Origin of the sequence: Nocardia sp. CA-151230 (genome assembly GCF_050942175.1) — a bacterium.
Taxonomy (GTDB): Bacteria; Actinomycetota; Actinomycetes; order Mycobacteriales; family Mycobacteriaceae; genus Nocardia.
The window spans coordinates 1,454,242-1,468,109 of sequence record NZ_CP192061.1; the positions used below are offsets into that span (position 1 = coordinate 1,454,242).

13 protein-coding genes are annotated in these 13,868 nt (G+C 69.5%); 12 read left to right on the plus strand and 1 reads right to left on the minus strand.

Annotation, left to right across the window (positions count from 1 at the left end):
• Positions 1-236: 236 nt before the first annotated feature.
• The 5 genes from ACQP1O_RS06430 (at position 237) to ACQP1O_RS06450 (ending at position 5,157) form a co-directional block, all read left to right on the plus strand.
• Entirely contained in the window at positions 237-1,958 is a 1,722-nt protein-coding gene (locus ACQP1O_RS06430) for a thiamine pyrophosphate-binding protein (protein WP_433564948.1), read from the plus strand.
• Positions 1,959-1,981: 23 nt separating this feature from the next.
• Positions 1,982-2,614, plus strand: a complete 633-nt coding sequence (locus tag ACQP1O_RS06435; RefSeq protein ID WP_433567596.1) for an SRPBCC family protein — start codon at positions 1,982-1,984, stop codon at positions 2,612-2,614.
• A gap of 2 nt (positions 2,615-2,616) precedes the next feature.
• A complete protein-coding gene (locus ACQP1O_RS06440; protein WP_433564949.1) occupies positions 2,617-3,627 on the plus strand; it encodes a 3-oxoacyl-ACP synthase III family protein in 1,011 nt (336 codons plus the stop codon).
• Positions 3,628-3,640: 13 nt separating this feature from the next.
• Positions 3,641-4,645: a pyridoxal phosphate-dependent aminotransferase gene (locus tag ACQP1O_RS06445; protein WP_433564950.1), complete on the plus strand. Its 1,005-nt coding sequence runs from the start codon at positions 3,641-3,643 to the stop codon at positions 4,643-4,645.
• Positions 4,646-4,767: 122 nt separating this feature from the next.
• Positions 4,768-5,157, plus strand: a complete 390-nt coding sequence (locus ACQP1O_RS06450; protein ID WP_433567597.1) for a MarR family winged helix-turn-helix transcriptional regulator — start codon at positions 4,768-4,770, stop codon at positions 5,155-5,157.
• 78 nt (positions 5,158-5,235) lie between these two features.
• On the opposite strand, the gene ACQP1O_RS06455 is transcribed toward ACQP1O_RS06450, so the two are convergent.
• A complete protein-coding gene (locus ACQP1O_RS06455; protein WP_433564951.1) occupies positions 5,236-5,946 on the minus strand; it encodes a Mut7-C RNAse domain-containing protein in 711 nt (236 codons plus the stop codon).
• Between the two features lie 353 nt (positions 5,947-6,299).
• Between ACQP1O_RS06455 and ACQP1O_RS06460 the strand changes: the two genes are divergently transcribed.
• The 7 genes from ACQP1O_RS06460 to ACQP1O_RS06490 all read left to right on the plus strand — a co-directional run bounded on the left by ACQP1O_RS06460 (position 6,300) and on the right by ACQP1O_RS06490 (position 13,810).
• Positions 6,300-6,575 carry a hypothetical protein gene (locus ACQP1O_RS06460; protein ID WP_433564952.1) on the plus strand — a complete coding sequence of 92 codons (276 nt, stop codon included), beginning with the start codon at positions 6,300-6,302 and terminating at the stop codon, positions 6,573-6,575.
• A gap of 141 nt (positions 6,576-6,716) precedes the next feature.
• Entirely contained in the window at positions 6,717-8,222 is a 1,506-nt protein-coding gene (locus tag ACQP1O_RS06465) for a condensation domain-containing protein (protein ID WP_433564953.1), read from the plus strand.
• 41 nt (positions 8,223-8,263) lie between these two features.
• Positions 8,264-9,550: a glycosyltransferase gene (locus tag ACQP1O_RS06470; RefSeq protein WP_433564954.1), complete on the plus strand. Its 1,287-nt coding sequence runs from the start codon at positions 8,264-8,266 to the stop codon at positions 9,548-9,550.
• Positions 9,547-10,521 (plus strand): ATP-binding cassette domain-containing protein, encoded by a 975-nt coding sequence (locus ACQP1O_RS06475; RefSeq protein WP_433564955.1) that lies wholly within the window; start codon positions 9,547-9,549, stop codon positions 10,519-10,521. The genes ACQP1O_RS06470 and ACQP1O_RS06475 overlap by 4 nt, the downstream gene beginning before the upstream one ends.
• Positions 10,518-11,351, plus strand: coding sequence for an ABC transporter permease (locus ACQP1O_RS06480; protein ID WP_433564956.1), 834 nt, complete (start codon positions 10,518-10,520; stop codon positions 11,349-11,351). The genes ACQP1O_RS06475 and ACQP1O_RS06480 overlap by 4 nt, the downstream gene beginning before the upstream one ends.
• A gap of 13 nt (positions 11,352-11,364) precedes the next feature.
• A complete protein-coding gene (locus ACQP1O_RS06485) occupies positions 11,365-12,717 on the plus strand; it encodes a hypothetical protein (RefSeq protein ID WP_433564957.1) in 1,353 nt (450 codons plus the stop codon).
• Positions 12,718-12,799: 82 nt separating this feature from the next.
• Positions 12,800-13,810: an AurF N-oxygenase family protein gene (locus ACQP1O_RS06490; protein WP_433564958.1), complete on the plus strand. Its 1,011-nt coding sequence runs from the start codon at positions 12,800-12,802 to the stop codon at positions 13,808-13,810.
• The last annotated feature ends 58 nt before the right edge of the window (positions 13,811-13,868 follow it).

The window sequence follows — 13,868 nt, forward strand, 5'->3', positions numbered from 1 at the left end:
GCCATCCAGATGCGGTCCGGTTCTCCCCCTGCGTCCGGACCGGGACCCCGCCGAGGTATCCCCGGCGGGGTCTTTGTGTGGCTAATTACGCTGCGCAACAGTAACTTCCGGCTTCGGTGTGACTTGGGACACGTTGATCGAGCTCGCTTCGGATGGATACCTTGTGTGCGATGTATCGCGGACAAGGCAATGTGAAACGGGGGATTGTGTTCGAGAGAAAACCCGAATTCCGAACCGTGGCCGACCTCATCGCCGAGCGGATCGCGGCACACACCGACCACGTATTCGGCGTGGGCGGCGCCAATATCGAGGACCTCTACGACGCCCTCCATCGGCACCCCGGCCTCACCGGCATCATCGCCAAACACGAATTCGGCGCGGCCACCATGGCGGACGGCTACGCCCGCGCCACCACCCGCCTCGGCGTGGTGGCGGCCACCTCCGGCGGCGGCGCCATGAATCTCCTCGCCGCCCTCACCGAATCCTTCGACTCCCGGGTCCCGGTCCTGGCCCTGGTCGGCCAGCCCCCGACCACCCTCGAGGGCCGCGGCGCCTTCCAGGACGCCAGTGGCCACCCCGGCCGCCTCGACGCCGAGCGCATCTTCACCGCGGTCTCCCGACACTGCGCCAAAGTCACTCGGCCCCAGGACATCTCCGCCGAACTGGACCGCGCCATCGCCGCCGCCCTGTCCGGCGGCCCAGCAGTCCTACTGCTCCCCAAGGACATTCAGGCAACCCTGATCTCGAGCGGCTCCACCCTGGCGGCCGGCCCGGGGTACGAGCCCACCCATGTGGGTCGGGATGAGCCGATTGCGAGCTCGGAGGAAACGCCGGCGGACATCGCGGCGCTGCTCGCCGCCGATAGGCCTGCCGGAAGCCGGGTGGTCGTCATCGCCGGACCCGAGGTAGCCGCGGCAGGTGCACGGGCCGAGCTGGCGGAGGTGGTGCGGGGGCTGGATGCGGCGGTGCTGGTCACCCCGGATGCCAAGGACGCCTTCTCGAATCGCGACGCCCGCTTTGCCGGGGTCGTCGGGGTCATGGGGCACCCCAATGCTGCCGGGCTGGTCGCGGAGGCGGAGCTGTGCTTGCTGGTGGGGGCGACGCTGTCGATGACCGCACGGGCCGGATTGGATGCGGCGCTGGCCGCCTGTCCGCGCGTGGTGTACCTGGGAGCGGAACAGCCGTTCGTGCCGGTCCATGCCGAGGCGCGAGGGCCGCTGGGTGCCCTGCTCGGGGAACTGCGTGCTTCCCTGGCGGAATCGGCCGTCCTGCCGGGACCCTCGGCGATGGCCGGTGGCACCGAGGTGGCCTCGGAATCGATTGGTGTGCACTCGAATCCGCGCGCACCGCACGAGCTGGCCGTCCCGCCCACGTCCGGGCCGGGTGTGCGATATCGGCCGGCCGTCGCCGCCATCGAGGCGGCGCTGGAGCCCGGCACCGATGTGGTCGCGGATGCCGGGAACACGGGCGCCGCGGTCGTGCACTACCTGCGGATCCCGGAGGACGGGCGGTTCCTCATCGCGCTCGGCATGGGCGGGATGGGGTACTCGTTCGGGGCGGGGATCGGGTGTGCGCTGGGGCGGGGGCGGCGGGCCGTGGTGATCGCCGGGGACGGCGCGTATTTCATGCACGGCCACGAGGTGCACACGGCCGTCGAGTACCGGGTGCCGGTGACCTTCGTGGTGTTCAACAACAACGCGCACGCCATGTGCGTGACGCGTGAGCAGGTCTTCTACTCCGGCGAGTACAGCTTCAATCGGTTCCGGGCGGCGGAGATCGGCGCGGGGGTCGCGGCCATGTTTCCCGAGCTGCCCGCCTGCACCGCGCGCACGCTGTCCGAATTCGAGAACGCACTGGACAGGACGCGGGCCGTACCGGGGCCCGCGTTCATCGAACTGCAGTGTGACCCAGACGAAATCCCACCGTTCGCCCCCTTCCTGAAGGAGTCCCTCGCATGACCGAGACCGTCACCGACGCGCCGATCGAAGTCCCGGAGCTGGATATCCCGGGCGTGTACCGCATCGAGACCATGGCCCTCAAGGAGGGCATGCCGCTGGTACTCGACATGACCCGCGCCGTGTACCCGCACGACGAGATCTACGGGGAGTACTGCACCGTCACCGAATTCATCGCCGCCCCGCCGGACGAGGTGTACGGATACCTGGCCGACACTCGCAGCCTGTGCGAATGGACATACAGTATGCGGGGTTTCGAGCGCACCGACGATCCCGAGATCTGGGTGTCGGACGACCGGATCGGCTCGCACACCCGCATTTACACCCGTACCGTCGCCAACCCCGACGCCCGCACCGTGGACTACCACTGCGCCTGGGACCAGGCCGACCACCTGTGGATGATCTATCTGATGCGGGTCGTGGACGCGCAACTCGTGCTGAACAAGCCGGGATCCGTTGTCACCTGGACCAATTGCCATCACCCGTTCTACGAGGACAACGGCTATCCCGAGACCGAGCCGGAGGGCCGCCCGGTCTGGGTGGGCGACTTCTGGCACCTCTTCGCGGCCGGGCACTTGCTGGAACTGCGCAATCTCAAAGCGATCTGTGAACACCGGCACGCCGCCGGGCAGCCGATCAAGCCGGAATGGATGGCCTGACCATGAGCACTGTCAGCCTGCTCGACGTCGCCGGATACCTGCCCGAGAACATCGTCCCCGCAGACTATTTCGCGCAGTACGCGGATCCGGACGAGGTCACCTCGAACCTCATGTTCAAGGCCCCCAAGTTCCGCCACCACGTCGCTCCCGGCGAGACGCCCGCCGATATGGCCGAGCGCGCCGTGGCCCCGATCCTGGCCCGGCAGGGCCGGGATGCGTTGCGCGACATCGATGTTCTCATCGTGCACACCCAGCTCCCGGACATCGGCATCGTGGGCAGCGGTGGCGACGTGGCCGCCCGCCTCGGCATCGCGCCGGAGTGGCTGATCGACCTGCACAACGGCGGCTGCGCGTCCTTCGTCTACGGCATGAAGCTGGCCCGCCAGATCCTGCTCTCCTCCGACGCCCGCTCCGCGCTGGTGGTGACCATCCAGAATGTCGCGGGCCAGGTCTTCACCCAGGAGCAGGTGCGCGGCAAGGCGCAGGCCGCCATTCCGGGCGACGGCGCGGGCGCGGGACTGCTGGTGAAGTCCGGCGTTTCGCCGATCCTGGATATCGAGACCCGGCACCTGCCGGAGTTCGCCGGGCAGATGACCGTGATCGCCGACCCGCCGCGCCGCTACTGGGAGGCCGGATCCGGCCAGATGCACGTGGGTTTCACCGAATCCAAGATCGCCAAGGTGCTGCAGCGCGGCAACCGGCTGGTGCCCGAGGTGGCGAACGCGGTGTGCGGTCGCATCGGGGTGTCGGCGCAGGAGCTGGATCTGCTGGTCACCAATCAGCCCAACCGTGCCTTCCTGCGCAACTGGCGCGATGCCCTGCAGTTGCCGCCCGAACGGCACCCGGACACCTTCGACGACTGCGGAAACCTGTTCGGCGCGGGCATTCCCGTCACCTTCGACCGGGCGGTCGACGAGGGCCGGGTGCCGGCCGGGTCGCTGGTGATGTTCGCGGGCTTCGCGCACGCGGGTGATTTCGCCGGGGCCGCCGCCGTCCGCTGGGGCGGGCGCTGAGGGGCCGGCCGCGATGAGTCCGCTGATCACGGCCGGACATCGGCTGCAGCTCAACGAGATTCCCTACGGACCGCCGCCCTCGGTCCAGCAGGCGCTGAGCGCCGCCCTGGCCTCGGCCAATCGCTATCCTGAATTCCTGCCGCAGCGGCTGCCGCGGCTGATCGCCGCTCGTCTCGGCTGCGACCCCGATCGCATCGTGGTGGGCGCGGGCGCGACCGGCGTGATCATGCACATCGTCCAGGAATTCGGTTCCGGCGCGGCCGAAGTCGTCATGGCGACGCCCACCTTCGACGGGTTCCCCATCCTGACCAGCATGGCGGGCGGGCGGCCCGTCACGGTGCCGCTCACCGGCGCGGGCCGCCAGGACCTGGCGGCGCTGGCCGCCGCGGTGACCGAGCGGACCCGGCTGCTGGTGGTCTGCAGCCCGCACAATCCGACCGGAACCCTGGTGCCGACAGGGGAATTCGAGGCCTTCCTGCACGAGATCCCGGCGGCGGTCACCGTCGTCCTGGACGAGGCCTACGTGGATTTCGTCGCCGAGGCGGACCGCATCGATGTCTTCGCCCTGCTGGAGCGACACCCGAATCTGCTCGTGCTGCGCACCTTTTCGAAGGCGTACGGCCTAGCGGCGCTGCGGGTCGGCTACGCGCTCGGTGCGCCGGAGCTCATCGAGCGCATCGCCCGCTGGCAGCTGCCGTTCGGCATGACCGCGCTGGCCGAGGTGGCGGTGCGGGCCTGCTACGAGGCGGAGGACGAGATCGCGGCGCGGGTGGCGGTGCTGGGCGAGCATCGGGCTCATCTCACCGCCGGGTTGCGCGAGCTCGGCCTGCGCGTTCCCGACAGCTACGCCAACTTCTCCTACCTCACCCTGCCCGGCGCCGAGGCCGATCGGGTGGCAACCGCATTGGCGGGCGCGGACATCCACGTCAAGACCTATCCCACCGGTATCCGCATCACGGTCGGCGATCGCGCGGCCACCGACGCCGTGCTCGCCACGGTCCGCAGTACAGTGCAGTAATGCACGAACATCCGCCTTCCGCACCCGACGGGCAACGGGCCGGAGCGGACGAGGAGATCGACTACGCACTGCTGTCGCTCAATGCCCAGCTGTGCTTCGCGCTGTACTCCACGTCGCGATCCATGACCGCCGCCTATCGGCCGTTCCTGGACGACATGAACCTGACCTACCCGCAGTATCTGGTGCTGCTGGCGCTGTGGGAACGGCCCGGTATCACCATGAAGGACCTCGGTGAACAGGTGCATCTCGACTACGGCACGCTCTCGCCCCTGGTGCAGCGACTCCAGTCGCGCGGCCTGGTCGAGAGCGTGCGCAGCGCCACCGACGGCCGGGCGGTGGTGCTGCACGCCACGGACGCCAGCCGCGAACTCCAGCACGGCGCACAGCAGATGATCCGCACCGTGGTGGACCTGGTCGGTGTCCCGATCGAGGACATCGAGACACTGCGCGACCAGGTCAAGGCCCTGGGCGCCCGCCTCGACGCGGCCGCGGCAGCCGCCCGCGGCCGCTGATCGCGGATCCCCGGACCGCCGACCCCGGCCGGTCACCACGCCGGTGATCGGCGACGGGTACGCGAGCGGTGCTTTCGGTCACGCGAATTTGGCCAGTGCGTCCGCCACGATGGCGTCCAGCCGTGCGTGGTGCGCGCCCTTCCAGTAGGTCTGGCCGCAGTCGGCGCACTGGGCGAAGGAGTCGTAGGTCTGGCCCGTGTTGTCGGGCAGGCGGTCGCGGACGGTCTCGCGGTCGGCGGGGCGCAGCGTGCCGTTGCAGGAGGTGCAGCGGGTCCACGGGGCCAGGCGCGGGGCGAAGCGGGACAGCACGTCATCCAGCTGCTCCGCCGGTTGGTGGCTGTAAACATAAGCGCCGGAATAGATTTCGCGGCGGCGCAGCAGGCCGCGATCGCGGGAGAGCAGCACCCGGCGCTCGGCCGCGGAGCGAGCCGCCAGCGCGGCGTCGCCGATATCCGGATTCTCGTATGCCGCATCGATTCCCAGCAGGCGCAACCGCCGGGCCAGGGTGCCCAGATGGATGTCGAGCAGGAAGCGCAGCGGTTCGGGGCTGGTCTGCGGGCGGGCCACCGCCGCCACCGTGACGCTCTCGCCGCCGCGTGGAATATGCCCGGCCGCAACCGGTTCCCCGTTCACCAGCAGGGCGCCCACCTCGGTGAGCGGCACACCCGATGACTCCACCACATGCCCCAGCGTCGAGGTGCCGTCCACCCGGACCCGCGAACCGTCGCGCTGACCGACGAACACGCGCAGTTCGGGCGCGAACTCGACGGTGATTTCCCCTGCGTTCACCAGCCCAGGATCCCAGAAACCGGGCGCCGGCGAGCAACTCCATTTCGATCCCGGACGGCCGGGCGGGCGGCGTGGAAAGTGAAATGGAGGCCAATTTCAGTGGTGCAGTGGCCTGAAGCACAGCCTAAAGGTGTGAGAACAGTTCGTTAACCAATTGTTTGCAAGCTGGGTGGTTGCGGAGTTGGAATGTTGATGTTTTTCTTGGTGCGCAGGTCGTTCGACCCACCGATGGACGAAGGGTATTTACCCATCGGGTGCCATTCTCGGCAGCGTCGCCGCCGCACCACCGGCCTGCCGCCCACAAGTCGCCGTTCTCGGCGCCTGTCCTGATGAAGGTGAAAGGAAATCGGGTCATGAGTGCACTCCGGTTCGGTCCCGCCCTCGCGGGCCTCGGTAGCGCCGCCACCGGTACCGGCGGCTCCACCGTCGCCGGAGTGGCCGGGGAACTCGCCGCCGGCAGCTCCGCCGTGGGCAGCCCGGCCGAGCTGATTCCCGGACCCGGTTCGGTGCTCGGACTGCTCGGCACCGGCTCCGGCGCGGTGAGTGGTTCGGCGCAGGCGGGCGGGGACGCCGCGCAGGCGCCGGGATCCGGCAGTGCCTGTGCCGGTGCGGGATCGTCCGCCGAATAGTGTCCCCGCGAGGACGATAGCTTCCAATTCGCCGGTTGGCCTATAAACCGTTTCGAACGCATTGATTTCGCGCACTGTGAGTGATTTGCGGAAATCGAACGGACACACCGACGCCGGCGGAATTCGATGAGGGAGACGGTCATGGATTACACCCACCTGTCCGAATTCGCCGTGCGCCCAGGCGCACTCACGCTGTGGCGGGCCGAACTGGCCGCCGGGTCCGAGTGGGCCGCCGACGACCGGCCCCTGGCCAGCGTGCACGTTCGTCACTGCCGGGAGACGGACGCCGCCGACCTGCGCCCGGGCCGAGGTCGCTGGATCGGAACCATTTTCGAGATGGACGCGCCCTTCGACGCCGAGCACTGGCGCGAGACCGCACGGCAGTGGCACGCCCGCCACGAGGGCCTGCGCACCACCCTGGCCCGCCACGACTCACCCGAGCCGGAGCGGCTGGTGTGCGCCGCCGCCGATATCGGCGTCACCGGGGAGCCGGTCCCCGGGGTCACCGGGTCGCGGGAGATCAACGAATACCTCACCGGCGCACTGGAATCGCGGCTGTCACCGCTGCAGTGGCCGCACTGCCTGCTGGCCACCGTGGAGCACGCCGACACCGGTGATTTCACCGTTCTGGTCGGCGCCGACCACTCCGTCATGGACGCCTACTCGCAGGCCATCGTCATCCTGGAACTGCGCACGCTGTACCGCTCGGTCGCCGGGGGCGGGCCGGTGCGCGAATCACCGACCTTCGGCAGCGCCGCGGATTTCGCGCAGTGGGAGCGCAGCACCGCGGCGGCCCTGACCACCGAGTGCGAGCCGGTGCGGTACTGGCGGCGATTCCTGGACGGCTCCGGCGGCATGCTGCCGCGCTTCGAGCCCGCCATCACCGCGGGCGGCGGCCCGGACGGCGAGCGGGTGCAGGCCAGCGTGTCGCGAAAGCTCTTGTCGCTCACCGAGCTCGAACGCGTCGAGCAGGCCGTCGCCCAGCGCGGGCACCGGCTCGCGGTCGCCGTCTTCGCCGCGCTGGCCGTCGCCTACCGCTGCACCTTCGGCTATGAGTCGCTGCGCGCCATCATGCCCATCGCCACCCGCCCCGACCTGCGCTGGCTGGAATCCATGGGCTGGTTCGTGAATGTCGTCCCCATCGACATCACCCTCGCCCCCGATCTGGATCCCGACAGCGCCCTGGAATCCACCCGCACCGTCCTGCGCCGTTCGCGCATCGCCAGCGACGCCCCCTGGACCCGAGTCCTGGAACTCCTCGACTGCGGCGATCGCCCCCGCTTCGGCATCTCCTTCCTCGACATCCGCGTCCTCCCCGACTACGAACTCGTCCGATCCCTGCGCGGCCACACCCTCCGCGCCGAGTCCTACTCCACCGACGAGGTCTTCTTCTGGATCGTCCGCGCCGCCGACGGCCTCCGACTCTCCACCCGCTTCCCCGCCTCCTTCCCCACCATCGAAATGGACAGCTTCCTCACCGAATTCACCCGCGCCATGCGCGAATTCGCCGCCGAGGCCCGGATGTCGGCCACCGTGCCGGACCTGTTCACGACCAGTCCAGCCGTCTCTTCGGCAGCGGCGGTCCTGTGCGGTGACACCGACGCCGCGCCGGCGCGGATCCCGGCCCCGGCCCCGGCTCAGGTGTGATCCATGCGCGCGCTGGGGCTGGATCGGATCGGGGGTTCGAGATGAAGGTGTTGCTCGCCTTCGCTGGTAGCCGGGGTGATGCGCAGCCGGGGGTGCTGCTCGGGCGGGAGCTGGCGGGTCGGGGGCACGAGGTGACCGTGGCCGTGTCGCCGAATCTGGTCGAGTTCGCTGAGCGGCACGGGGTTTCGGCCGTGCCGTTCGGAAACGACAGTGACGAGCTGTTGCGGGCTCAGCGGGATGACCGGCGCTTCCGGCACGTGAATCCGGTGCAGCGGGTGCGCGCGGTGCTGGAACTGCAGCGGCGGGGTTTCGCCGAGGCCGCGCATGATCTGCTCGCTCTCGCGGGGGACGACGAGGTCCTTGTGAGCGGGATGGCGTGCGAGGAGGTGGCCGCCGAGGTTGCTCGGCAGCACCGCATTCCGCTGGCGGCGATGCACTTCTTCCCTATCCGCCCGAATCGGTCGGTTGCGGTCCTTCCCACACCCGGAGGCGGTCATGTTCCGGCCGCGGTCAATCGTCTGGGCTGGAAGGCTCTGACCGCCGCTCGCGCCTGGGCGCTGGCCCCCGAAATCGCGGCCCTGCGCGACGACGCCGGGACCTCGGCGATGTCAGCCGGCTCTGGGGAAGTACCGGCGTACATGGCCATTCAGGCCTACGACCCGGCACTCTTTCCCGGTCTGGCCGATGAACTCGGGGCGGTGCCCTTCACCGGATTCCCGGTCGTGACCGACGGTGGCGCCGGGATCGGCGGGGAGCTGGGGGAGTGGCTGATCGCGGGGCCTGCGCCGGTGTACGCCGGATTCGGGTCGATGCCGGTGACCGATCCGGTCGCCACCGAGGCGATGGTGCGGGAGGCGTGCCGACGGCTCGGGCTGCGACTGCTGTTGGTGGGGAGGCAGTTCCGGGGACGGATCATCGGAGACCTCGCGGTGGTCGAGCAGGTCGATCACCGTGCGGTGCTGCCGCGGTGTGCCGCGGCGGTGCATCACGGCGGGGCGGGTACGACTGCGGCGGCGCTGCGGGCGGGGGTGCCGTCGGTGATCTGCTCGGTGCAGGCGGATCAGCCGTACTGGGGCAGGCAGGTGGAGGCGCTCGGGTTGGGAGCGACGGCGCAGTTCGCCGGGTTGAGTGCGAATCGGCTGGAGCGGTTGCTGATTCGGGCGACCGAGCCGGGGGTGGTGTTGCGGGCGGCCGCTCATGGGGCGCGCTTCCGCGACGACGGGATCCAGCGGGCCGCCGATGTCATCGAATCCCTTGCGCTGGAGCCGGAATCGCCTCCAGCGGGTGCAGTCGACGGTGTTTCGACAATGATCGGAGGTGTGCGGTGAGCACGGAGATCGCCATCGAAACGCGCGGGCTGGGTAAGAGTTTCGGGTCCATGACAGCGGTGGACGCGGTCGACCTGAGCGTCGCCGCGGGCACGGTGTTCGCGCTGCTCGGCCCGAACGGGGCGGGGAAGACGACCACCGTGCGCATGCTGGCCACGCTGCTGCGGCCGACCCGCGGCACGGCAACGGTTTTCGGCTACGACGTGGCCGGGCAGGCCACGGCGGTGCGGTCGATGATCGGGCTCACCGGGCAGTACGCGGCCGTGGACGAGAACCTCACCGCCTGGGAGAACCTGCGACTGTTCGGCCGGCTGCTCGGGCTGAGCCGGCGGGCGGCGCAGGATCGGGCGGCGCAACTGCTGGCGGAGTTCGAGCTGACCGAGGCCGCGCAGCGGCGGGTCGGGTCGTTCTCCGGGGGCATGCGACGGCGGCTGGATCTGGCGGCGACGCTGATCACGGTGCCGCCCTTGATCTTTCTGGACGAGCCCACCACCGGCCTGGACCCGCACACCCGGGAGCGCATGTGGTCTGTGGTCCGGGGGCTGGTCGGACGGGGCGCGACGATCCTGCTCACCACGCAGTACCTCGAGGAGGCCGACGCCCTCGCCGACCGGATCGCCGTCATCGATCACGGCACCGTGGTGGCCGAGGGCACGGCGGGTGAGCTGAAGTCCTCCATCGGTGCACAGATGCTGCGCATCGACCTGGCCGATCCGGGGCAACGGCCACTCGCCGACGCCACCGTCGAACGCCTCACCGGAACCACACCGCCGCACGGCGACAATCACGCCACCCTGACGGTGCCGCTCAGCGATATCGGCACCGCCGCCGACATCGTCACCGCATGCCGCGACAGCGGAATCCGCCTGCGCGGCTTCGGGGTCGAACGCCCCGACCTCAACTCGGTGTTCCTGGCGCTCACCCAGCGCCCGGCCCGCACCTCGCCTCCGGCCGAAAGGCGGACCGCATGACCGTCCTCTCCGACACCCCGGTGCTGCTGCACCCCACCGCCCGCATCGCCCGGCAGCCGCGCATCACCCATGTCGGTATCCGGGCCGCGCTGGTCCAATCCCTGGTGATGGCGCAGCGGGGTCTGCTGACCTTCCGGCACAGCCCCCAGCTGCTCTACGACGCGGTGCTGCTGCCCATCGTGGGCCCGCTGCTGTTCGGCAGTGTCTTCGGCAGGGCCATCGCGGGCAGCCTGGACGCCTACCTGCCCACGCTGATTCCCGGCGTGCTGGTGCAGATCGTGCTCACCTCGTCGGTGGCCATGGGGGTCCAGCTCTCCGAGGACATCCGCTCCGGCGTCTTCGACCGCTTGGTCTCCATGCCCATCGCGCGTTTCGCGCCGGTGGCCGGGGGACTGCTGGCGGGCGCGACCCGCTACGTGATCGCCGCCCTCATGGTGCTGCTGGTCGGCTTCGGCATGGGCTACCGCCCGGACCATCCGCTGGGCCTGATCCTGGGCGCGGCCCTGGTGGTGTTCGCCACCACGGCCATGAGCTGGCTGTTCGCCTTCATCGGCGTGACGGTGGCCGAACCCGCCGCGGTGCAGGGCATGTCGATGCTGGTGCTGACGTTCGCCAGCTTCGCCTCCAATGCCCTGGTGCCGGTGGCGGCCATGCCCGCCTGGCTGCGCCACGTCTCCGACTACAACCCCGTCTCGCATCTGGTGGCCGCCGTGCGCACCCTCGCGGACTCCGGCTCGGTCGGCGCCGACTTCGCCTGGTCGGTGGGCGCCGCGCTGGTCGTCGCGATCGTGTTCGCGCCCTTGACCGTTCGCACCCTGCGTGCCCGCTGATCCGGAGACCGTCATGACCGTCGTCCTGAACCGGCTCACCGCCGACGACGACCTGTTCCTGAAACTGCACGGCCTCTACGGCAACGCACTGGTCAATCAGCTGGCCTGGCGCTTCGACGAGGCGCTGGATCCGGCTGTGCTGGAACGGTTTCACGCCCACCTCGCACACGGATTCCTGGCTCGGCGGGTGATGACCACATCGGTGCCCTTCGCCCGGCCCCGGTGGGTGTCGGCGTGCACCGCGGAACCGCTCGCGGTGCAGGAAGATCCGGTTCCGGAAGCGGGCGTGCTGGATTGGTTCTCCGACCAGAGCCGCGTGGAGTTCGATCCGGTCACCGGGCGGGTGTGGCGGCTGTCGGCCGCCCCCACCACCACGGGCGGCACCCTGCTCTCCCTGGTCACCTCGCACGTGGGCGCGGACGGCGGCGCGGTGCTCTATGCGGTGGGCGACGCGCTCGAGCGCCTCGACGCCGAGGAAACGCCGAATACCGCCACCAGTTCGGGACGCTTCGTGGGATCGATTCCGCCGACCGGGCTGCTGCGCTCCCATCTAGCCGACGCCCTCGGCCAGCTGCGCGCGGCCGCTCGGGGCATCCGTGCCGCCGTCAAGTCCCGCAATGTCCGCGAGCCCGAGCGCAATCCGCGCCCGGCCGCACCCCTGCTGCCGCTGCCGGACCGCTACTCCGCCGCCGACCTGGTCGTGGAAGTCGATGCGGCCGAATGGAATTCCGTCGCGGCCGCGCACGACGGCACCGCCAACGGCCTTATGGTCGGCGTGGCGGTCGGCATTCTGGGCCGCAGCGGCCGGATCGCCGACGACTCGGCGGTCCGCGTCGACATCCCCCACTCCCTGCGCGGCATCGACGACCCCCGCGGCAATGCCACCACCGGCCTCCCGATCGCCGTGCCCTACCGCAAGGGCGAGCGCACCGACCTGCGCGGCGTGCGCGCGTCCATCAAACAGGCCGCCCGCGCTTACGCCGACCCGGCCACCACCCCGGCCCTTCAACACCTGCAGCCGGTCCAGATGATGCTGCCCAGAATCGTGCTCGCCCACTTCTCCCGCACCGCCAAGGCCCCGGAATGCCTGTGCACCAATCTGGGCGAGACCGGCCGGGCAGTCGCCACCATCGCCGGTGTCCGCGCCCGCTCGGTCCTCATGCGCCCGGTGGTCTGCACCGCCGAGACCGACCTCTTCCGCCGCCTCGAGGTGGGCCTCAACCTGTCCTGGTCCAGCGACGGCGACACCGTCACCCTGGCCGTCACCGGCGCCGACCCGGACCGCTTCCCGACCCGGGAAAGCCTGCGTGACCTGGTGGTCGATGAGTTCGAGGAGTGGGGTCTGCACCCGCGCTTCTGGTCGTAGCCGATCTCTTGTTGACGCCTTGCCAGCATAGGTGTAACGATGGGAAACAGATACTTAGGTCACTTCCCGAGAGGCTCTGACAATGACGTCAGCATCCGTGACGGCCGACGACCCTGCGGTCGCGCTTGCCCGGCAGTATGCCGAGAAGCTCATGCTGCTCTCGCAGGGCTCGGTCGACAAGAATTTCGATCCGTTCACCGATATCGACTGGGATCACCCCGATTTCGCGGTGAAGACCGACGACAAGCGGTGGATCCTGCCGGTTTCCGGCGATATGTTCGCCCGGCATCCGTGGTATCAGGCGCAGTCCGAGGCGCGCAAGATCGCCATCGGGCTGTGGCGGCAGGCCAATATCGCCAAGGTGGGGCTGCAGTTCGAGACGCTGCTCATCGGCGGCATGGTGCAGCACACCTTCAAACTGCCCAATGGCTCACCGGAGTTCCGGTACTGCACCCACGAGGTCATCGAGGAGTGCAACCACACCCTGATGTTCCAGGAGATGGTGAACCGCATCGGGATCGATGTGCCGGGCATGAATCCGGTACTCGAGCAGCTCACCTATCTGGTGCCGCCGCTGGCCTCGGTCTTCCCGAACCTGTTCTTCATGGCGGTGCTCTCCGGCGAGGAGCCGATCGACCACATTCAGAAGGCGATCCTGCGCGCGGGCGAGGACATTCATCCGATCATGCGCGGTGTCATGGCGATCCACATCGCCGAGGAGGCCCGGCACATCTCCTTCGCCCACGAGTTCCTGGAACATCATGTGCCGCAGGCGAATCCGATCGACCGCTTCGTGCTGTCGCTGGCCTTTCCGATCGTCCTGTGGATCGGCGGCCGGGCCATCCTCGTTCCGCCGCGCGCGTTCTTCCGGGAATTCGGAATTCCACGCTCGGTCCGCAAGGACGTCTTCTTCGGGCTGCCCGACTCCAAGGAGGCCTTCGCGGGCTTCTTCGGTGACGTGCGGTCGCTGGCCAAGAAGATCGGGCTGATGAATCCGGTGTCCAAGCAGGTGTGGAAGGCGCTGGGCATCGACGGCGCGACCACCCGCTATCGATCGGAACCGGATCGCCCGGGTCAGGTCCGCGCGGCCTGACCGGGGTGACGGGCGCGGACCGGGGACTTCGGTTCCCAGCTGCCCGCGACAGTAGACG